This is a genomic window from Phormidium yuhuli AB48 (assembly GCF_023983615.1).
Taxonomy (GTDB): domain Bacteria; phylum Cyanobacteriota; class Cyanobacteriia; order Cyanobacteriales; family Geitlerinemataceae; genus Sodalinema; species Sodalinema yuhuli.
The window spans coordinates 4,696,167-4,716,711 of the sequence record NZ_CP098611.1; the positions used below are offsets into that span (position 1 = coordinate 4,696,167).

The following is a 20,545-nucleotide window of genomic DNA, read 5'->3' on the forward strand; positions in this document are numbered from 1 at the left end:
ATGAGGCTCCGTACCACTGAATGCCCTCAGTGTTGACCGGTCATAATCCGTTATTGATTGCTAGATGTTATGTCTGCTCCCCAATTTCCCCGCATTCCCCTGGTGCGTCCCCTGACCCCACAACCGACTCAAGATGGCTCCTTTACCTTTTTCTCCCAGGAATTTGGCGAGTTATTCCATTCCCATCATGGCGCCAAACAGGAAGCCGAACAGAAGTTTGTCAACCCCACCCGTCTCAGGGAACAGGCCCACATCCACGATGTCCTCTATCTTCTCGACGTCTGTTATGGCCTAGGCTACAACAGCGCCGCCGCCCTTGACGCCATTTGGGAGGCTAACCCCCACTGTCGCATTGTCTTAGTGGGGTTAGAGTTAGACCGCGTTATTCCCAAAGCCGCCGTTCATGAGGACTTACTTGATTGTTGGTCCAATGACGTACAGTGGCGTTTAGCGGATTTAGCCCAAGAGCACCAATTTGAGGATACTCGTTTGAATGCCAAATTGTACCTGGGGGATGCGCGATCGCAGATTCAGGAACTCAGCGACAGCGGCTTTCAGGCCAACGCAATTTTCCTCGATCCCTTCTCCCCCCCTACCTGTCCCGAATTATGGACCGTGGACTTTCTAGAAAAGCTGGGAGATTGTCTAGGGCCCAACGGCTACCTAGCCACCTATTCCTGTTCCGCCGCCGTCCGCAGTGCTTTACAGGAGATTGGTCTGAACATCGGCTCAACCCATCCCGTCGGTCGTAAAAGTCCAGGAACCGTCGCCTGTTGGTGCGATCGGCCTCTCCCCCCCCTTTCCCTTCAAGAACAAGAACATCTAGAAACGCGAGCCGCCATTCCCTATCGAGATCCCAGCCTCAGCGATTCCCGAGACCTCATCCAAGAACGCCGCCGTCAAGAACAAGCCGAATCCAATTTAGAACCCACCAGTCACTGGAAAAAACGCTGGGCCGCCGCCAACTGAGGACCCACCCCGCCCTTCGGGCACCCCTCCGGTGGAGGGGATGACCCACCCCGCCCTTCGGGCACCCCTCCGGTGGAGGGGATGACCCACCCCGCCCTTCGGGCACCCCTCCGGTGGAGGGGATGACTTATGCGATTAACTTCTTCCTCTTCTTCCTCCGTGTCCTCCGTGCCTCTGTGGTGACCCTCCCCCTCCCTATTTGCTATCCTCAACCTAGACAAATCCACAACTTCAAAACAACCATGATTCAGACAATTACAAAACCCATCTCCTTCGACGAATTTGTGGCTTGGTATCCCGAAAATGCAGACTGCAAATACGAACTCTACAATGGAGCCATTATCGAAATGCCCTTAGCCACCGGAACTCACTCCAACATCACAGGATTTATCACCGGTGAACTTCATGTTGAAATCAAACGGCTCAAATTACCCTACTCCATTCCCGGTGCGTGTTTATTGAAACCCCTAGACACAGAATTCGGGTATCAGCCCGATGTAATCGTCTTAGATAAAGAGGAGGTGGCTAAGGAACCTCACTGGCCAAAAGAGTCAATTGTAACCCTGGGGAGTTCCGTGCAGCTTGTCATGGAAGTCGTGAGTAAAACCTGGCACAATGATTATATGAAGAAAGCGGGCGACTATGAGGTGATGGGGATACCAGAATATTGGATTGTCGATTACTTGGGATTGGGGGGACGGCGGTTTCTTGGCAATCCAAAATCGCCGAATCTTTCAATTTATACAATGGTTGATGGGGAGTATGAAGTGAAGCAATTTAGAGAAGAAGACCGAATCGAGTCAGGGGCATTTCCTGAACTGGCATTAACAGTTAATGATATTTTCAACAATCCCTAACCCCATCCCCTAGTGACAGCCATGAGTTCTCCCCATCTTAGAAAAAACTGCCAAAAAAATTTCCCCTAGGGGTTGACAACTGCCGCAAAATCGAAAGAAAATGGAAGTGTGATAGGTTCTCCTTTTATTCATTCACCGATTCCCCATCTGACCATGAAGCTGAGACTCACCGTGAAAGTGGACAGCAACGGGACATTATCCCTACAACTTCCCCCCGAATTAGCCAATCACGAACTCGACATTATCCTGTGTGACCATGACCCCCACCCCAGTCCAGAGGAATTAGGCTATCCCGCCGACTTTTTCCAGAAAACTGCTGGTCAATGGCAAGGAGAACCGCCGACGAGGGAAGACATCCAGGATTGTGATGCAAGGGTTTGGGATAGTTAGGGATGATTTACCTGCTAGATACAAATACTTGCATACAGTACTTAACGGATCGCAGTCAATCCATCGTTGATAAATTCAAAACAATCCCTCGTCAAAACATTTGCCTTTGTGATGTCGTTAAAGCCGAGTTATACTACGGAGCCTGTCGTAGTCAAAAAAAAGAGCATAATCTCGCATTATATGAATTTTTCTTTTCTCACTATATTAGCCTTCCTTTTGATGGAGAATCTGCAAGAATTTATGGCGAAATTCGCGCAAACCTTTCTAAGTTAGGAACTCCGATTGGTGCTTATGATTTGCAAATTGCCTCAATTGCACTCGCCCATCACTTGATTTTAGTCACTCATAATACAAGAGAATTTAAACGAGTAAAACTCTTACAAATCGAGGACTGGGAGTTAAAAGAGGAATAAAGTTATCGAGAAAATTGCAGACGTCGAGTTATTCATTCACCGATTCCCCATCTGACCATGACACTGAAACTCACCGCCAACCTGAACAGCAACGGGACATTATTCCGACAACTGAGGTGGCTCAACATGATAACTTGTAGATGGATGGCAGGGCTATTGACCCTATCGCTACTGCTGCTGGCTCAAGAAGGAGTCGCACAATCGATTGATGAAGGACGGGGATGGGAAAAGGGCCGTCCCTCTCACAAATCCGATGTTATGCCAGTTCCGCTAGTTCCCGAAGAACGTTTCCCCAGCCTAGAGGAAAACCCCTTCTTCCCCCTGCAACGGTCAGTTGTCCTCATCCTCACCGAAACCTCCAGCGGCTTGCAATATGGAACCGGCTGGGTCGTCCAACGGGAGGGAGACATCACCCTCATTGTCACCCCTCGCTATGTGGTCTCCGATGGAAACACTCAACGCCCCAGTGACTCCATTGAAATCGAACTCTATAGCCAAAACAAACCCGAACATCGATTGCGCTTCCCCGCCCGTATCCGTAACATCACCGACCCCGGTGACCTCTTAGACTTAGCCATCTTAGAAGTTCGCAACCTCCCCGACGACATCGAACCCCTAACCCTCAGCAATTCTCGCGCTCCTGTTGATGCTGATATCCGTGTCATCGGTCATCCCGTCACCGGCAATCCTTGGAGTTTACAGCGGGGCTATATTTCTGCTATCACCGCCGCCCCAGACCAACAAAACCTGCAAGTTGCGGGAATGAACCTGGTCGTTGGGGTGGGGGGCGCTCCAATTCTCTATAATCAAGAAGTCGTTGGATTGCTGGTGACTATTAGCAATCAACAAACCGTCACCGGTTCAGGAAGTCAAGGTGATTTGATGGGGGGTTTTGGCTTTGCCTATCCCTTAGAGGTAATTGAGCAACAGTTACAAAATTGGGGGATTTCCTTTTAGAAGCTGTCACCTCCCACCCCGGCCCAACTCAGCCTCCAGTCCCCCCGGTCCGTTACAAAACTTCATCCCGATTCCCTGACATTTGCCCCACCCTAGCCAATGACCCCTAAGCAAATGGCAATTTAGCCCTCTTCCTTCTCCGGCGGCGCGTCCCCGAGCGAGGGCGACTCCCTCAGCCAGTCCCTCCCCGCCTCTCCCCCCAACTGGGGACTTCTGTAACTGTTGAAACCGTCATGAGACAAATTCGTGAACTCGGGAGACACTCCTGGAAAAACCTCTCAGAAAACCCATCAAACAACCGTTTATTGTGAGCGGGAAACATCAGGGAGACTCGATGGTCTCAAATAGCAAATCGGGAGTTAACCCCCACTGTCAGGGCAAAGCGCTGTTCTCCCCACAATCTTGTCTCCTCATCAAATTCTTCCTCAACCGTCAATTGAACCGGAGCCAGACTGAGTAGTTTTTCATCACTCTATCGCCCCAAAAACCAGCAACTCTCCAAAATTGACAAGACCAAAAACCACCGCAAAATCCCCACCCCCGCCGAACATCGCCTCTTAGAAAAACCCGGCAAAAATTTTCCCCTAGGGGTTGACAACTGCCCCAAACTCGAAAAAATGGGAGTGTGATAGATTGCCCCCCGACTGACCATAGCCCTAAATTCAGCCACAGCTAAAGGGCTGAAACCTCGCTAAAGTAAGCATTTGAGAGGAATCGCCGTCCGGGGAAAGTCGGGGAAGTTCACCTCAGCGACCCCCTGGGGTTTTGGGAAAGTTCTACCGCAACTGAGTCATTGGGCAAGTCTGCCCCCTCGGTGATGAGTTAACGATTAGACTGGAATCAGGTTTGTTGGAGGTCTCGGTCGATGGTGACGCGCACAGTAATGGCATGGATGTTGGGCTTGTCTCTCCTGCTGATTCCTCAGATTGGGCTGGCCCAGTCGGTGGATGAGTTGTTTGAGCGGGGAAATGCGGCTCAGAGTGAGGGGAGATATGAGGATGCGGAACGGACGTGGCGTCGAGTGTTGGAGATTGACCCTAATAATGTAGCGGCTTACTACAATCTCGGCAATGCCCTGAGTGACCAAGGGAAGTTAGATGAAGCCATCGCCGCCTACAACCGGGCCATTCAACTCAATCCTGAGTATGCCAATGCTTACAACAATCTCGGACTTGCCCTGTATGACCAAGGGAAGTTAGATGAAGCCATCGCCGCCTACAACCGGGCCATTCAACTCAATCCTGAGTCTGCCATCGCTTACAACAATCTCGGCAATGCCCTGAGTGACCAAGGGAACTTAGATGAAGCCATCGCCGCCTACAACCGGGCTATAGAACTCAATCCTGAGGATGCTGACGCTCACATCAATCTCGGAGTTGCCCTGAGACGGCAAGGGAACTTAGATGAAGCCATCGCCGCCTACAACCGGGCTATTGAACTCAATCCTGAGTATGCTGGGGCTTACTACAATCTCGGAAATGCCCTGAGAGACCAAGGGAACTTAGAAGAAGCCATCGCCGCCTACCGCACCGCCCTGAGACTCCCTGATGAACAAGGAACACCCGCCAGCGCCCACACCGTGGCCCATAACAATCTCGGCTACGCCCTACAACAACAAGGAAACCTCCAAGAAGCCATCCGCCAATACCAAACCGCCATCCAACTTGACCCAGAATATGCCCCCGCCATAACCAACCTGCGGGAAGCACAACGTCTCCTGGCCCTACGAGATAACCCTCTCCCCGCCGACCCCCAAGAACGTTTCCCCAGCCTAGAAGAAAACCCATTCTTCCCCCTGCAACGGTCTATCGTCCTCATCCTCACCGAAACCTCCAGCGGTTCCCAACAGGGAACCGGCTGGGTCATCCAACGGGACGGAGACATCACCTTCATTGTCACCAATCGCCATGTCGTCTCCGATGAAAACACTCAACGCCCCAGTGACTCCATTGAAATCGAACTTTATAGTGAAAACGACCCCGAACATCGATTGCGCTTCCCCGCCCGTATCCGTCATATCACCGCCCCCGGTGAGTTAGACTTAGCCATCTTAGAAGTTCGCGACCTCCCCGACGACATCGAACCCCTAACCTTTAGCAATTCTCGCACTCCTCTTGATGCTGATATCCGTGTCATCGGTCATCCCCTCACCGGGACTCCCTGGACTTTGCAACGAGGTTATATTGCCAATGTTACCGCCGCCCCAGACCAACAAAACCTGCTCATTGGCGGCACGAATCTCGCCGTGGGCAACTCCGGCAGTCCGATTTTCCATGACAACCAGGTGATTGGCATGGTCACCACCATTAGCAATCGACAAACCGCCGCCGGTTCCGGAACTGAAGGGGATTTCATTGGCGGCTTTGGCTTTGCCTATCCCCTAGACATTCTCCAGAACCAATTACAAAATTGGGGGATTTCCTTTTAGAAGCTGTCACCTCCCACCCCGGGCCAACTCAGCCTCCAGTCCCCCCGGCCCGTTACAAAACTTCATCCCGATTCCCTGACATTTGCCCCACCCTAGCCAATGACCCCTAAGCAAATGGCAATTTAGCCCTCTTCCTTCTCCGGCGGCGCGTCCCCGAGCGAGGGCGACTCCCTCAGCCAGTCCCTCCCCGCCTCTCCCCCCAACTGGGGACTTCTGTAACTGTTGAAACCGTCATGAGACAAATTCGTGAACTCGGGATACACTCCTGGCAAAACCTCTCAGAAAACCCATCAAACAACCGTTTATTGTGAGCGGGAAACATCAGGAAGACTCGATGGACTCAAATAGCAAATCGGGAGTTAACCCCCACTGTCAGGGCGAACCGCTGTTCTCCCCACAATCTTGTCTCCTCATCAACTCCTTCCTCAACCGTCAATTGAACCGGAGCCAGACGGAGTAGTTTCTCATCACTCTATCGCCCCAAAAACCAGCAACTCTCAAAAAATGACAAGCCCAAAAACCACCGCAAAATCCCCACCCCCGCCGAACATCGCCTCTTAGAAAAACCCGGCAAAAATTTTCCCCTAGGGGTTGACAACTGCCCCAAAATCGAAAAAATGGGAGTGTGATAGATTGCCCCCCGACTGCCCATACCCCTAAATTCAGCCACAGCCAAAGGGCTGAAACCTCGCTAAAGTAAGCATTTGAGAGAATCGCCGTCCGGGGAAAGTCGGGGAAGTTCACCTCAGCGACCCCTGGGGTTTTGGGAAAGTTCTACCGCAACTGAGTCATTGGGCAGGTCTGCCCCCTCGGTGATGAGTTAACGATTATACTGGAATCAGGTTTGCTGGAGGTCTCGGTCGATGGTGACGCGCACAGTAATGGCATGGGTGTTGGGCTTGTCTCTCCTGCTGATTCCTCAAGGTTGTGGGATGATAGGAACGGTAGATGAGTTGTTTGAGCAAGGAAATGCGGCTCAGAGTGACGGGAGATATGAGGATGCCGAACAGACGTGGCGTCGAGTGTTGGAGATTGAACCCAATAATGCTAAAGCTTACAGGCATCTCGGGATTGCTCTATATGACCAAGGAAAGCTAGATGAGGCGATCGCAGCTTACCATCGCGCTCTGGAACTTAACCCAGATTTTGCTAGGGCTTATAACAGTCTCGGAGTGGCCCTATCTGAGCAAGGAAAGCTAGATGAGGCGATCGCAGCTTACCATCGCGCTCTGGAACTTCCCGACGAACAATCAATAACTGCCAGTGTCCATACCTTAGCCCATAATAATCTCGGAGTCGCGCTATCTAAGCAAGGAAAGCTAGATGAGGCAATCGCAGCTTACCATCGCGCTTTACAACTTGACCCGAATTATGCCAATGCTTACAACAATCTTGGAATTGCCCTGAGTGAGCAAGGGAAATTAGATGAAGCCATCGCCGCCTACAAGCGAGCCATTGAACTCGATCCTGAGTCTGCTAACGCTTACAACAATCTCGGAATTGCCCTGAGTGAGCAAGGAGAGTTCGATGAAGCCATCGCCGCCTACAACCGGGTCCTTGAACTCAATCCCGAGTCTGCTGGGGCTTACTACAATCTCGGAAATGCCCTGAGAGACCAAGGGAAACTCAACTCAGCCATCGCTGCTTACCGCACCGCCCTGACACTCCCCAAAGACACAACCACGACACCCGCAAGCGCCCATACCCTCGCCCATACGGCACTCGGCTACGCCCTACAACAACAAGGAAACCTCCAAGAAGCCATCCGCCAATACCAACGTGCCATCCAACTTGACCCAGAATTTTCCCAAGCCCGAACCAACCTGCGAGAAGCGCAACGTCTCCTGAACCTGGAGGACAACCCTCTCCCCGACGACCTCGAAGAACGTTTCCCCAGCCTAGAGGAAAACCCCTACTTTCCCCTGCAACGGTCAGTTGTCCTCATCCTCACCGAAACCTCCAGCGGTTCCGAACAGGGAACCGGCTGGGTCATCCAACGGGACGGAGACATCACCCTAATCGTCACCAATCGCCATGTCGTCTCCGACGGAAACAGTCAACGCCCCAGTGACTCCATTCAAATCGAACTCTATAGCCAAAACGACCCCGAACATCGATTGCGCTTCCCCGCCCGTATCCGTGACATCACCGCCCCCAATGACCCCTTAGACTTAGCCATCTTAGAAGTCCGTAATCTCCCCGACGACATCGAACCCCTGCCCCTCGCCAGTTCTCCAGCCCCCATGCTGGGAGACATCCTCATTATCGGTCATCCCTTCACCGGCAATCCCTGGACCATGGAAAGCGGTCGAGTTGCCAATATCGTCGCTGACCCAAGACAACAAAACCTGCAAATTGGCGGCGCTACTCTCGCCGTCGGTAACTCCGGCAGTCCCGTCATTTATAATGATGAAGTCGTCGGCTTGCTCGTGACCATTGGTGACGAACTCGGCTCCTCTCCCCCCAGGGGTCAAGGAAACTCCATTGGCGGCTTTGGCTTTGCCTATCCTCTCAACATTCTCCAGAACCAATTACAAGCCTGGGGTATCCCGGCCAACTAAGAGCAACCGACCCCAACCATCCCTTCACCCTAGCACCTGCTCTCACCCTGAAGGTAATCTCATGAAACCGAACCAAGCCCTCATCATAGGATTCGTTCTCGCCGCCACCTGGATGACCCCAGTTCACGCCTGTCCGAGCCAGGTTTCTGACCGCTTAATCTACCAACGCCGCCCCAATCCTAATCGTTGCGAGGGAATCAATCGCCAGGGGGTGAGTGGGTCCTTTGGTCTCGTCTCCTTTGCCACCTCAACCCTCACCCATTATCCCACCAGACTGCGCTTACAAGTCCCGAAACCTCAAGCCACCACCGGGTCCAATCCCAGCCTCCGAGTTCGCTCCTTTGGTCGCCGCTATCAACTGGATAACTTAGCCCTACAATCTGGGAGAAATAACTATGAAATTAACCTAGGGACTGATATCTTACAAGGTGCCAACGTCCCCGCCCAGAGTTTACGAGCCATTGCCCATTTTCAGGGCAGTCAACCGGTCTATAGTCCCGTCATTATTGGGTCTTCCGGCTCCTACTACGAATTGGTCTTTTACTCCCCCAGTCGGGCCGTGATTCACTCCTTAGAAATTCACCGCAACAATCAAGTCGTTCACCGGGACCGTCGGCCCAATCCTCGGGATGGAGAAATCCGCTTTACTTGGGATGCACGCAACCAACCCGAGGGACTCTATCGCCTGCAAGTCCAAGCAGAAATTCAGCGGCGGGGACAACGGCCCGAACAAATCACTCGCATTTTCGCCCTCTATCATCATCCCGATTGGCTCTCTCCCTAAGCCGGTCTCTACCGGAGAGAATGAGGGGGCAACGAATGAGAATTGAGTTACCATTGGGTCTGAGAGCATCATGAAACGTCCGGGTCTAAAGTTTTATCTCCATCGCCTCAACGCCTATGGCCAAAGTTATGGTCAATTTGTCCGCTATAATCAATTCAATGCTCCCCTCAGCCGCTCTCTCAAACGACACCGCCGCCGTCTTCTGCAAACGTTGCCGCGAGTGGGAAAAAAAGGACTTAAACTTCTGGAAATGAGCCTCATTGGCCTGCTGCAAATAATGCTGAAAGGCTATTACTGGATTCGCTCTTGGAAACCTGGCTATAGCGGCGGTCCCCCTTATCTGCCTCAATCCCTCGATGACCTCTTAGACTTAACGGACAAGTCCAGAGCAAGACCCTCGTTGATTAAGAAAGATTTTAAGCATTTTATCGCTTTCAGTCTAATTCTAGTATGTCTGGGATTTATTGTCTTATTTTTTTGGCAAGTTCCTGTTACATTCGAGGCTAATATTATCAGCCGCAGCGTCAGTTTTCAGACCCCACCTAACACCGAGCAACTGCTTCTCAATTCCCTCCGATCTTTGCCCAAACTTGAGTTTGAAGGGGTGCAAGAGATTCGTTTATTAGGAGAGTTTGACTCAGAGGCGATGAGGGAACCCCTCAATGAGTTCGACCCCGTGGAGATTGACTTACCCTATAGCCATAGTAAACTGATTTTGGAGGATACAGCTTCCTCTGAGGGGTCCCTGGAACTGCGATCGCTCCGACTTCCCCCCCAAACCCAAGTAGACGAGTTCGCCTATGACCGCCAGCGTCATCAACTCTCTTTTCGACTCATCCCTCCCAATGACGAAACCTCCATTCCCGTGGAATTATCCCTCGGGCCGACAGCCCTGCAATTGAACCTAGAAGGATTTGAAAGTCCCCAATTACGTCCCCAAGCCGAGGACGAGTGGGGGTCACCTTATCAGATTGAAACCTTCACTTGGACTCCGTACAGCACAGAACTGTACTTAAACCTCAAAGGAGACACAAAAATTTACATTAAGCTACCAGATTTAGAAGCGACAGACTATCAAGACTGGTTTTGGGGACAGTTACAGGTAGAGGATGTGAGGTTCACGCGAGTGATTCAGGCGGAAGATGTGAGGGACGACCGGGTTCGCTCAACGATTTTAGAGGGACAGGTCAATTTTCTGGCTGAATCCTTACCTTTGGAGTCAGGACAGTTTTTGATTCTCCCCCAGCGGGGAACCACGATTCGGCGACTTCCCCGGATTGAGTTACATCCTGAGGAACCGGCGGGGTTACGGGTTCGGGTTCAAGGAAAGGCGACCCAGGTGGCGGTGGGCCTAGATCCTGAGTTTCCTCTGCGTGACCTCAAATCTAATTTTTGGCAACAGTGGTTAACTCCGGAGTTGATTACCGTTTTGCTGACGGTTAGTTCTGTGATGATTGGTTATTTGATTCCTTGGCTGTTTTGTCCATAATTTGAAGACCAGACACCGGGTTTCTGGTTCCTCGTGACTTGGCTCCAGCCAAGTCATGCTCTTGGGGAGGCTCTGCCTCCCGAGTGCAGGCGGCAGAGCCGCTCAGAGTCCGCAAGGGTGCGCCCCTACTGCCTCTTGCCTCTTCCCCCCTCCTCTTCCTCGGTGTCCTCGGGCGACCACAAGGGTACGCCCCTACGTGGTAACCCTCTTGCCTCTTCCCTATTGCAATATAGCACCACCTAACATTCGCTCAAACCGTATCTCTAACTCCGCCTTCATGCGGGGATATCGTTCTAACGTGGGGTCTTTGCGAATCACCCGTTCCGCCGCATCCCGGGCCAACATTAACACCTCTCGGTCATCCACCAGACTGGCTAAAACAAAATCCGGTAACCCCGACTGGCGAGTTCCTAACATCTGACCCGGACCCCGAAGCTGCATATCCATCTCAGCAATCAAAAAGCCATCTTGAGACGACTCCAAGACCTCTAACCGCTGTTTCGCATCCGGCGAGGCCTTCGGATGAGTCATTAATATACAGTACGCCCGATCGCCCCCTCGGCCAACCCGACCCCGTAATTGATGCAACTGCGACAAGCCAAAACGTTCCGCATTCTCAATCAACATCACCGTCGCATTGGGAACATCCACCCCCACCTCCACCACCGTCGTCGAGACTAAAATCTGAGTCTCATGACCATGAAACGCCGCAATCGCCGCATCCTTCTCCCCTGAACTCATCCGGCCATGCAGCAATCCTACCCGAAAATCAGGGAACACCTCTTGCAACCGTTCATACTCCTCCACCGCTGACTTGAGGTCTAACTTCTCCGATTCCTCCACCAACGGTAACACCACATAAGCCTGATGTCCCATCGCCACTTGACGGCGAATCAAATCATACGCCTCTAACCGTTCTTTCCCCGCCAAAACCGTCGTTTGAATCGGTTTGCGGCCGGGGGGTAATTCATCAATTTGACTCACATCTAAATCCCCATGTAACGTCAACGCCAAGGTCCGAGGAATGGGGGTGGCGGTCATGGAGAGGACATGACAAATCCCATTACTCCCCTTCTGTTGCAACTTGGCCCGCTGCTGAACCCCAAAGCGATGTTGTTCGTCAATCACCACTAACCCCAAACGGTGGAAGTTGACGGGGTCCTGAATTAAAGCGTGGGTTCCCACCAACACCGGAAGTTCCCCAGTTTCCAGTTGACTGTGGATTTGTCGCCGTTTGCGGGTTTTGGTGGACCCGGTTAGTAATTCCACGGGAAGCTGGAGTAGATTCAGCCAGTCGACTAATTTGCGATAATGCTGTTCCGCTAAGACTTCGGTGGGGGCCATTAAGGCCGCTTGATAGCCGGATTGGATGGCCGCCAGTATCGCTACCACCGCCACAACGGTTTTACCGGCCCCTACATCCCCCTGGACGAGACGATTCATCGGGGAGGTTTTGTCCAGGTCGCCGAGGATTTCTTGAATCACCCGGGTTTGGGCGTGGGTGAGGTCAAAGGGAAGTAGGTGATAAAATTGCTCGATGAGTTGTCCTTGAATGGTGAGTCGTTGGGCCTGGCTGCTGGCCAGTTGCAGTTCCCCGGCTTGTTTGAGTTCATGGCGACGTTTGAGGAGGCCCAGTTGTAGGTAGAAGAACTCGTCAAAGACGAGGCGACGACGGGCTAATTCTAAGATATCTGTATCCGGGGGAAAATGGATATTGGCGATCGCCCTCGGCCGGTCCAACAAATCATACTTTTCTCGCAATTTCTTGGGCAGGGGTTCGGGGATTTGCTCACTGGCCGGAAGCACCGCTAACACCGATTTTCGCACCAAGTCAGCGGTGACTCCATCGGTTAAGGCATACACCGGCAACACCCGCCCCACCGACAAAGATTCAATGGGCGCGTCGGCGTGTTCTAATACTTCTAAATCAGGATTTTCTAGGGTAATCCCATACTTATTTTTCTTGACCAATCCAGAGGCGGCAACCATTGCCCCGCGCGGGTATTGGGACTTATGGGAATGTTGCCAGCGACTGGAACTGTAGCGATTTCCAGGATAAAAACGACTAATTTTTAAGCGTCCGGTTGGGTCTTTTAAGGTTAACTGAAAGATGCTAAGTTTCTTATTTTTAGAACTATTAAAAAACGTCGCACTTTGAATTTGAGCCACAACCGTGACCGTCTCTCCCGGTTCCAATTGAGCAATCGGAACTTGACGAGCATAATCAATGCGATCGCGGGGAAAATACTCCAACAAATCCTGAACCCGATAGAGTCCCAAGCGGGCCAGACGATCGCCCCCCCGGCGGCCAATCTGACGCACCTCACTCAGAGGCTGATCCAACCTCAGCTGGGCCGGCGGAACTTGGGCCCGTAGGTCCACCGTGGGGGGTTGGCGGCGGCTGAGGGGTTCTCGCACCGAGCGCGATCGCATCTCCAGAGACCGCTGACTATGCAACAACACCCGTCGCGACTCCGCCACCAGATGCTGACGTTGGGCCAGCGTCAGAGTCGGGTATTTACCAAACTCCGCCGCCAGATTTTGCCAACGTTGGCGATCGCTCGTCGCCAACCGGGCCGGTGGGTCCTGAAACTGACGTTCCAGAAACTCATGAAAGCGAAACTCTCGCCCCACCAGATCCGAAAAACCGCGCTCAGCTTCTACACTGAGCGCCTTTTGCAATCGCTCCCAATCGGGAGCATTTTGAACAGATGGAGATAGGGCCATCGTCAGCTTCGAGAATCCTTAGGAATTGTTGGCATTAGCTTCTCGCACCGCCGCCAAAAAGGCAAACACCACCAGAGGTACACTCAACCCTAGAATAACCCGCGTCAGCCAGACCCCATATTGAGGATGTCCCGAGGACAACTCAAACACAGACCCCACCGCCGCGATCGCCGCCACACAGGAGACAGCCAGCAGAAACCCCACTTTCGGAGACGAAATCATAATCCTCGCGCCTCCCTAAGCCTTAACCCGACGAACCGACTTGACCGAGAACCCATATTTCGAGAGTTCCTCCGTCAGCAGCAATTGGTCATCCACGCGATCGACAAACATCACCCCATTCAGGTGGTCCATCTCATGCTGAATCACTCGGGCCGGAAGTCCACTAAAGCGACGACGTTGGGGACGGCCCAACTCATCCTTATAGGACACCTCAATCACCTGAGGCCGTTTCACATCCATATACACCCCAGGAATACTCAAACAGCCTTCCTGGCCCAACGCCACCTCACGACTGTAGGCTTGAATCACCGGGTTAATCAGGACCAGCGGCGGCGTACTGGGGTCATCCAGCGCACAATCCACCACCAGCATTTGTTTAGCAATCCCCACCTGAGGCGCAGCCAAGCCAATGCCATCAGCAGTATACATACTTTGTAGCATCTCACGAGCCAGACCCCGGACCGTCTCATCCACCCGGGCCACTCGCTTAGCCGGTTGGCGCAAGACGCGATCGCCCAGAGTGTGAATTTCCAGAGGAGGGCGCTCTAATTTCGTTTTTTCAACCAGAAGAGGTGCTGAAGTTGACATAATTTAGCAACGTGTTCGTCAGTACAGGCCTTTAGTAAAATCATAACGTTTGTTGCTAGCACGACAAGCCTCCCTCCCCAAGACCAGCGCCCAAACCCTCGACCTGTCTTGGCTAGAGAAAGCTTAACCTCTCCAGACAAACATCCCGAAAACCAGTGGTAAAGTAGAAAGACAGCGTTCAACGCCCTCTGACCATCGTCCTTACCTGACTTTGACCGTGTTAACACCATCCACCTGTCGCCGTCTCAATAAACTTGACCAAATCCCCTCCGTCTGGGAAGGCGATCGGCGATCGCTGCAAATCGACCTAGATTCCGGGGAAATGATGGGTGAAGATGCCAGTGATTGCGTAATTTGGGTCGATGGGTCCCAAGGAGTCGTGCGGGCGATCGAGAAAGTAGCCGACGACTCGGGAATGGAAGCCGTCGTGCGAACCCTCTTGCGGGCCATGGAATATCCCCACAAACCGGCCCAGCCGGCCCGGCCGCAAAAAATCATCGTCAAAGACCGGGAACTCCTCTTCTTCCTACGAGGCGTTCTCCAAGACCTCGATATCAACCTAGACTACGTCCCCGAACTACCCCTGATTGACGAACTGTTCCGAGGACTCGAAGACGCCGTCGGAGGGCGACCTCCCAAACTCCCCCCCCAGTATCTCGATCCCCTCAACGAACAAGCCGCGGCCCTCTGGGACGATGCCCCCTGGGACTATCTCGGCGACAACCAAGTCATCAGCATTGAACTCAACTATGCCGGAATCGAGAGTTTCTATGTCTCCATCTTAGGCCTGCTGGGCCTGGACTACGGCATTTTGCTCTATCGCAGCCTGGAATCCCTCAAAGACTTTCGGGCCTCCATCTTGGCCAACACCTCCATGGAGAATTTAGAAAGCATCTTTCTCTCGCAAGATTGCATCTTTCTCACCTATGAAGGGGATGAGGACTTTGATGATGACATAGATGACCTGGGAGAGTTCACCTGGGAACGTGTTCACGGCAATTTTGGCAGTTTACATCCCCTCGAAGGCCTGCGGCCCTTTCTCCATGCCGAAGAAGCCCTCCCCGCTTGGATTGCCCTGAAAGCCTTACATCTGTTCCTAAGCGATCATGAAGACCAACTCATGGACGATTGGCAGGAGGTCATCCGCCAGGTCTATGACATTGGCATTCCCAAACCCCTACAAGAGAGTGATATTAACGAAGAGGGCGATCGCATCGTCTCCGTCACCGTCTCCTCCATGCCAACGGTCGCCAACGAACTCCTCAACGACGATGGAGTGGTCAGCTTCGACGAAGACTCTGACTACGATGAGGTCTTATCCGTCTTTCAAAATATGTCGCGATTGCAGGATGACATCATCCCCAATGGCTCGATTTTGCAATTGGATAACCTCCCCTGGAATTTCATTGAAGAACTACGAGAGACCGTTGGCTATCATGAAGGAACTCCCTGTAAACGAACCTCAGGGAACTATCCCGTGCTAATCGTCCAAAGCACCCGTCCCAAAGTCAAAGAGATTATGGCCGAAATTGAAACCCGAGGGGGCTTACGGGGTCTAACCCTCAAACCCTGTCAGTCTCCCTTCGGCGACGATCCCTTTGAATTGGGTCTCCTGCAACTGAAGAACCAAGAAATCCATCTCGTCGGTGAGTTTGACCTAGAAAACCCCTACCATAGTCGGCCCCGTCAAGCTTGGACAGCCAACCTGAAAAAGACCAAGGGCAAATGTGGCTTAATTATCGCCATGGGGGCCACCGGACAACGCCGTGGCGACCCCGACCTCTCGGACATGAAAGCCTTTTATGAAGTGGAGATGCTGTCCTTAGATGACATTGGTCTTAAGGACATCAAATTCTTTCCCATGCTTTAAGACTCCTGAGAGGCCCGCAGTTGCCCACAAGCCGCATCCACATCTAAGCCCTTAGAATAGCGCACACTCACCGCAATATGGCGCTCTTTAAGGGCCTCGACGAACTCATCAACCTGTTGGGGAGTGGGTCGTTGATAATCCACTTCCGAGATGGGGTTATAGGGAATCAGATTGACATGATTTTGGAAGCCTCGCAGATGGCGGGCCAGTTCCTCCGCATGATGGGGGCGATCGTTTAACCCCGCCAGAAGCAAATACTCAAACGTCAACCGTCGGCCCGTGAGCTTGACATAATCACGACATTCTGCTATGAGCGCCTCTAACGGATACTGGCGGGCGCTAGGAATCAACTGTTCCCGCAGAGTCTGATTAGAACTATGGAGACTAACCGCCAGAGTTGACTGTAGCTGATGTTGCGCCAGGCGGCGGATTTGTCCCGGAATCCCCACCGTTGAGATGGTCATTGATCGCGCCCCAATCCCCACATCTTGATTGAGACAGCGTAGGGCCCCCAGGACATTATCCACATTCAGCAGAGGTTCTCCCATCCCCATAAAGACGATATTACTAACGCGATCGCGGAACTCCCCCTGAACCGTCAGCACCTGATCGACAATCTCATGGACCTGCAAATTCCGCAGAAAGCCTCCCTTCCCCGTCGCGCAAAAGTCACACGCCATCGGACAGCCCACCTGAGACGAAACACAGACCGTCAAGCGGCGCTGCGTCGGCATTCCCACCGTTTCAATAATATTGCCATCCGCCAATTTTAGGAGATATTTAATCGTCCCATCAGGAGATATCGACCGGTGATGAATCGTCGAACGTCCGAGAGTCACATCTTGATTCGCCTCGCGCCAGGCCTTCGGAAAGACCGTAATCTCCGAGAGCGATCGCACCCCCTTTTGATACAACCACTGATGCAGTTGTTTCCCCCGATAGCCAGGTTGTCCCTGGTCTTGCATCCAGGTCGTGAGGTCTTGTAGCGATTGACCTAACAGGGGAGTTGCCGTGGCAGTAGACAGAGACATGGAAAAAGCCTAAAAGGTGACATCCTATTTTACCTTCCCCTAGAGAGAGAAAAATCGATACAATACGTTACAAAGCCTCTAACCAGCCTCATGACCCCGACCATGACCAGCACCTCCACCCTTGAGCGCGGCCGTTTCCCCGGACAGCATTGGACCTGGCGCGGCCACCCCATTTACTACGTCCGGGCCGGGAAATCGCCCCAGGCCAGCCGTCCCCCCCTTCTCCTCGTCCACGGCTTCGGCGCCTCGACCGACCATTGGCGCAAAACCATCGAAGGATTGCAAGACGACGTTGAACTTTGGGCGATCGACCTCTTAGGCTTTGGCCGTTCCGGGAAACCCCCTCTCGCCTATGGTGGAGAACTCTGGCGCGACCAACTCCATGACTTCATCCAAGAGGTCATCGGTCAACCCGTCGTCCTCGCCGGAAACTCCCTGGGCGGCTACGTCTGTCTCGCCGTCGCCGCCCAGAAACCTGAATCCGCGCGAGGTCTCGTCCTCCTCAACAGCGCCGGTCCCTTCAGCGACGTACAACCGCGCCAACCCAGTCGTTTTAGTCGAATGCTACGCAGTTTCGCCCTACAAGACTGGGTCGCCTTCCTCATTTTCCAGAACACCCGTCGCCGGTCCGTCATTCGCAAAACCCTAGAAAAAGTCTATCTCGACAAAAGCGCCGTCACCGATCGCCTCGTCGAAGAAATCTACCGTCCCTCCTGCGATCGCGGCGCCGCCAAAGTCTTCGCCTCCGTCTTCAGAACCCCCCGAGGCGCCACCGTCGACGAACTCCTCAGCCAACTCAACAAACCCCTATTAATGCTATGGGGAGAAGGAGACCCCTGGATGAACAGCAAAGACCGCAGCGCCAAATTCCGCCAATACTATCCCAACCTAAGCGAACATTTCCTCAACGCCGGTCACTGTCCCCACGACGAAGTTCCCGACCAAGTGAACGCCCTTCTCAAATCCTGGGTAACCGACCTAGACTAATGTCAGTTTTGCTCAACACCCTCCTCTCCTCCCTTCTCCTTCTCAACCTCTGGTGGGGATTTCCCTCAACCGTCAACGAAACCTGTCGCAGCTATCACCATCGTGAAATTTGCATCATCAGCATCAAACGCAGTGCCAAATACCACTGGGAATACCGCGCCGAAGTCCGAGTCGACGGACAACGGCGTCCCCGAGAAAAATACGACTGTCGCCGCCGAGAACGAATCAAACCCGATGGTCGCCACCTCCCCTTCGAGCGATTCGGCGCCGGCGACTACATCTGCCAAACCTTAAGTTAGATGCGTTCGGGCAAGTTGGAATCGATCGGCCTAGGTCACAACCCGAACCGATGCCCGGACGCATCCTACCACCTTCCTCCCCCTCCGACCTGTCCTCGGGCAACCACAAGGGATTGCCCCTACGTGGTTCCCCCCTCCCCACCCTACTGCCTACTGCAATCCCCTCCTGGGAGGGGTTAGGGGTGGGTTATGCCTACTGCCTTCTTCACCTATGCCTAAAACCACCCACATTGCTACCTTCGGCGCCGGTTGTTTCTGGGGTATCGAAGCCGCCTTCGCCGCCCTCGATGGAGTCATCAAAACCTCCGTCGGTTACATGGGGGGACATTTCCACAACCCCTCCTATCTCGACGTTTGCGCCCGCATCACCGGCCATGCCGAAGTCACCCAAATCGAATATGACCCCCAGCAAATCTCCTACGACGACCTCCTAAACCTCTTTTGGCGCATACACGATCCCACCTCCCTAAATCGCCAAGGACCCGATCGCGGCGAACAATATCGGTCTGTAATTTTCTACCACAGTCCCGAACAAGAACAGATAGCCCGCAAATCTAAGTTAAAGCGTCAACAACAGGAGAGCGAAAAATACATCGTCACCCAAATCGAACCCGCCTCAGATTACTATTTAGCCGAAGAAGAACATCAGCAGTACTACGCCAAACATCACCGTTAACCCATCTCCGCCCCCAATTCCTTGACATTCATCAACCGTTGGCTTATAATAAGAATATCAAAACAAGTCATTCCATTTAGGTGAAAGCACCAATTTTTTTGCCTAAGTCGGGGAAGGCTTCGCCGGCCCGGTGCGGCCGGCGGAAAGCTAGACATCTAAGCTGCGCAATTTTTCCCAACTTGTCCCTTATAGATTGCCGTACAGAAAAACCCGGTAAGCCTCCCCAACGGAGGTAAACTAGACAGCAGCCCCCGCGCCCAACCGAACTCACCGTGACCCGTTTCATCCACGACCAGTTTGCCAAAGACTATCTCGAAGAACTACTCACCCCCTACGGAACCATCCAATCACCGCGACGAGTAGCGGGGGAAGTCCGACAAATCGACCTCTGGTTTGACCCCAACCCCGAAACTCCCCTATCCTCGGCCCCCCTGGGACTCTTGGCTCGGACCCTGGATCATCCCGCCATCTTTGAACCCTATCGCAACCCCGTCACCGCCAGTGAAATCCGCGATTGTGTCCTCAAACTCCTGGTCATCTGTGCCGAACTTGAACGAGAGGCGCGACGACAACAAACCCCAGTCCCCGACTCGCGCCAACCCCGTCTCTGGATTCTCACCCCAACCGCCTCCGACAACCTCTTAGAAGCCTTTGGTGCTACCCTAGAGAGAGAAACTTGGGGCGACGGCATTTATCATTTAGCACCCCGATGGCAAACTGCCATTATCGTCATCCACCAACTCCCTCGCCATCTCGATACTCTGTGGCTGAGGGTTTTAGGGCGAGGTCGGGTTCAGCAACAAGCCATTGATGAACTCGAACAACTCTCCCCAGACAATCCCTTTCGTCGCAACGCCTTAATGCTGCTCAACCGCCTCAAAGCTGACCTAGAAAGTAATAACACCCCTAATCCGGAGGATAGAGAGTTAATTATGCGTTTATCTCCTCTATTTGACCAACAACTTGAGGCCGCTCAACTCTCAGGCCGACAACAGGGACTTGAACAGGGACTCGAACAGGGACTCGAACAAGGACTCGAACAAGGACTTGAACAAGGACTTGAACAAGGACTTGAACAGGGTCGGGAACGGGAACGACGAGAGGCGATCGCCAGCCTCCTAGAAGCCCGATTCGGTCTTCTAGACGAGGAACTCAGCCAACTCCTGGACATCCTGATTCAGCGTCCCTCCAGCGAAATCATGCCCCTACTGCTGCAACTGGAGCGGGAGGAATTAACCGAACGGTTTAAATCACCCTAACTCCCCATCGCAGGATAGAGAAATCTACCCCCCGAAAA

General features: G+C 52.9%; 18 protein-coding genes. 14 read left to right on the forward strand and 4 right to left on the reverse strand.

Going from position 1 to position 20,545, the window contains the following annotated elements; genetic code table 11:
- Positions 1-69: 69 nt before the first annotated feature.
- From NEA10_RS20250 to NEA10_RS20290, 9 genes are all read left to right on the forward strand, one after another.
- Positions 70-969, forward strand: coding sequence for a tRNA (5-methylaminomethyl-2-thiouridine)(34)-methyltransferase MnmD (locus tag NEA10_RS20250; protein WP_252663155.1), 900 nt, complete (start codon positions 70-72; stop codon positions 967-969).
- A gap of 242 nt (positions 970-1,211) precedes the next feature.
- Positions 1,212-1,826: a Uma2 family endonuclease gene (locus NEA10_RS20255; protein WP_252663156.1), complete on the forward strand. Its 615-nt coding sequence runs from the start codon at positions 1,212-1,214 to the stop codon at positions 1,824-1,826.
- A gap of 153 nt (positions 1,827-1,979) precedes the next feature.
- Positions 1,980-2,216, forward strand: a complete 237-nt coding sequence (locus NEA10_RS20260; RefSeq protein ID WP_252663157.1) for a hypothetical protein — start codon at positions 1,980-1,982, stop codon at positions 2,214-2,216.
- 2 nt (positions 2,217-2,218) lie between these two features.
- Entirely contained in the window at positions 2,219-2,629 is a 411-nt protein-coding gene (gene vapC / locus NEA10_RS20265; RefSeq protein WP_252663158.1) for a type II toxin-antitoxin system tRNA(fMet)-specific endonuclease VapC, read from the forward strand.
- A gap of 57 nt (positions 2,630-2,686) precedes the next feature.
- Positions 2,687-3,586 (forward strand): S1 family peptidase, encoded by a 900-nt coding sequence (locus NEA10_RS20270; protein WP_252663159.1) that lies wholly within the window; start codon positions 2,687-2,689, stop codon positions 3,584-3,586.
- 865 nt (positions 3,587-4,451) lie between these two features.
- The gene (locus NEA10_RS20275; protein ID WP_252663160.1) at positions 4,452-6,014 is read left to right on the forward strand and encodes a tetratricopeptide repeat protein; all 1,563 of its coding nucleotides are present in this window, start codon (positions 4,452-4,454) and stop codon (positions 6,012-6,014) included.
- Positions 6,015-6,877: 863 nt separating this feature from the next.
- On the forward strand, positions 6,878-8,575 hold the full coding sequence (locus NEA10_RS20280) for a tetratricopeptide repeat protein (protein WP_252663161.1): 1,698 nt from the start codon (positions 6,878-6,880) through the stop codon (positions 8,573-8,575).
- Between the two features lie 61 nt (positions 8,576-8,636).
- Positions 8,637-9,359 (forward strand): hypothetical protein, encoded by a 723-nt coding sequence (locus NEA10_RS20285; RefSeq protein WP_252663162.1) that lies wholly within the window; start codon positions 8,637-8,639, stop codon positions 9,357-9,359.
- A gap of 70 nt (positions 9,360-9,429) precedes the next feature.
- Entirely contained in the window at positions 9,430-10,848 is a 1,419-nt protein-coding gene (locus NEA10_RS20290; RefSeq protein WP_252663163.1) for a hypothetical protein, read from the forward strand.
- A gap of 219 nt (positions 10,849-11,067) precedes the next feature.
- Here NEA10_RS20290 and recG read toward each other — a convergent pair whose 3' ends face one another.
- Genes recG through def form a run of 3 tightly spaced genes read right to left on the reverse strand, consistent with a single transcriptional unit; the run spans position 11,068 to position 14,385 of the window.
- Positions 11,068-13,575: an ATP-dependent DNA helicase RecG gene (gene recG / locus NEA10_RS20295; protein ID WP_252663164.1), complete on the reverse strand. Its 2,508-nt coding sequence runs from the start codon at positions 13,573-13,575 to the stop codon at positions 11,068-11,070.
- An 18-nt stretch (positions 13,576-13,593) separates the two neighbouring features.
- The gene (locus NEA10_RS20300) at positions 13,594-13,797 is read right to left on the reverse strand and encodes a hypothetical protein (protein WP_252663165.1); all 204 of its coding nucleotides are present in this window, start codon (positions 13,795-13,797) and stop codon (positions 13,594-13,596) included.
- 15 nt (positions 13,798-13,812) lie between these two features.
- Positions 13,813-14,385, reverse strand: coding sequence for a peptide deformylase (def, locus tag NEA10_RS20305; RefSeq protein ID WP_252663166.1), 573 nt, complete (start codon positions 14,383-14,385; stop codon positions 13,813-13,815).
- A gap of 217 nt (positions 14,386-14,602) precedes the next feature.
- Between def and NEA10_RS20310 the strand changes: the two genes are divergently transcribed.
- Positions 14,603-16,255, forward strand: coding sequence for a DUF6930 domain-containing protein (locus tag NEA10_RS20310; RefSeq protein ID WP_252665417.1), 1,653 nt, complete (start codon positions 14,603-14,605; stop codon positions 16,253-16,255).
- Here the strand turns inward: NEA10_RS20310 and rlmN are convergent.
- Positions 16,252-17,286 (reverse strand): dual-specificity RNA methyltransferase RlmN, encoded by a 1,035-nt coding sequence (gene rlmN, locus NEA10_RS20315; RefSeq protein ID WP_252663167.1) that lies wholly within the window; start codon positions 17,284-17,286, stop codon positions 16,252-16,254. The two genes, NEA10_RS20310 and rlmN, sit on opposite strands and share 4 nt — an antisense overlap.
- A gap of 102 nt (positions 17,287-17,388) precedes the next feature.
- On the opposite strand from rlmN, the gene NEA10_RS20320 reads away from it, so the two are divergent.
- From NEA10_RS20320 to NEA10_RS20335, 4 genes are all read left to right on the forward strand, one after another.
- Positions 17,389-18,273, forward strand: coding sequence for an alpha/beta fold hydrolase (locus NEA10_RS20320; protein WP_374111916.1), 885 nt, complete (start codon positions 17,389-17,391; stop codon positions 18,271-18,273).
- A complete protein-coding gene (locus NEA10_RS20325; protein ID WP_252663169.1) occupies positions 18,273-18,572 on the forward strand; it encodes a hypothetical protein in 300 nt (99 codons plus the stop codon). Before NEA10_RS20320 ends, NEA10_RS20325 begins: the two co-directional genes overlap by 1 nt.
- A 211-nt stretch (positions 18,573-18,783) precedes the next feature.
- The gene (msrA, locus tag NEA10_RS20330) at positions 18,784-19,248 is read left to right on the forward strand and encodes a peptide-methionine (S)-S-oxide reductase MsrA (RefSeq protein WP_252663170.1); all 465 of its coding nucleotides are present in this window, start codon (positions 18,784-18,786) and stop codon (positions 19,246-19,248) included.
- Positions 19,249-19,520: 272 nt separating this feature from the next.
- Complete coding sequence (locus NEA10_RS20335; RefSeq protein WP_252663171.1) at positions 19,521-20,507, forward strand: FliH/SctL family protein; 987 nt, start codon at positions 19,521-19,523, stop codon at positions 20,505-20,507.
- Positions 20,508-20,545 lie beyond the last annotated feature (38 nt).

Excerpts from the sequence above, each read along its gene's own strand:
- NEA10_RS20250 (WP_252663155.1), top strand. The coding sequence starts at position 70 with ATGTCTGCTCCCCAATTTCCCCGCATTCCCCTGGTGCGTCCCCTGACC.
- NEA10_RS20255 (WP_252663156.1), top strand. The coding sequence starts at position 1,212 with ATGATTCAGACAATTACAAAACCCATCTCCTTCGACGAATTTGTGGCT.
- NEA10_RS20260 (WP_252663157.1), top strand. The coding sequence starts at position 1,980 with ATGAAGCTGAGACTCACCGTGAAAGTGGACAGCAACGGGACATTATCC.
- vapC (WP_252663158.1), top strand. The coding sequence starts at position 2,219 with ATGATTTACCTGCTAGATACAAATACTTGCATACAGTACTTAACGGAT.
- NEA10_RS20270 (WP_252663159.1), top strand. The coding sequence starts at position 2,687 with ATGACACTGAAACTCACCGCCAACCTGAACAGCAACGGGACATTATTC.
- NEA10_RS20275 (WP_252663160.1), top strand. The coding sequence starts at position 4,452 with ATGGTGACGCGCACAGTAATGGCATGGATGTTGGGCTTGTCTCTCCTG.
- NEA10_RS20280 (WP_252663161.1), top strand. The coding sequence starts at position 6,878 with ATGGTGACGCGCACAGTAATGGCATGGGTGTTGGGCTTGTCTCTCCTG.
- NEA10_RS20285 (WP_252663162.1), top strand. The coding sequence starts at position 8,637 with ATGAAACCGAACCAAGCCCTCATCATAGGATTCGTTCTCGCCGCCACC.
- NEA10_RS20290 (WP_252663163.1), top strand. The coding sequence starts at position 9,430 with ATGAAACGTCCGGGTCTAAAGTTTTATCTCCATCGCCTCAACGCCTAT.
- recG (WP_252663164.1), bottom strand. The coding sequence starts at position 13,575 with ATGGCCCTATCTCCATCTGTTCAAAATGCTCCCGATTGGGAGCGATTG.
- NEA10_RS20300 (WP_252663165.1), bottom strand. The coding sequence starts at position 13,797 with ATGATTTCGTCTCCGAAAGTGGGGTTTCTGCTGGCTGTCTCCTGTGTG.
- def (WP_252663166.1), bottom strand. The coding sequence starts at position 14,385 with ATGTCAACTTCAGCACCTCTTCTGGTTGAAAAAACGAAATTAGAGCGC.
- rlmN (WP_252663167.1), bottom strand. The coding sequence starts at position 17,286 with ATGTCTCTGTCTACTGCCACGGCAACTCCCCTGTTAGGTCAATCGCTA.
- NEA10_RS20320 (WP_374111916.1), top strand. The coding sequence starts at position 17,389 with ATGACCAGCACCTCCACCCTTGAGCGCGGCCGTTTCCCCGGACAGCAT.
- NEA10_RS20325 (WP_252663169.1), top strand. The coding sequence starts at position 18,273 with ATGTCAGTTTTGCTCAACACCCTCCTCTCCTCCCTTCTCCTTCTCAAC.
- msrA (WP_252663170.1), top strand. The coding sequence starts at position 18,784 with ATGCCTAAAACCACCCACATTGCTACCTTCGGCGCCGGTTGTTTCTGG.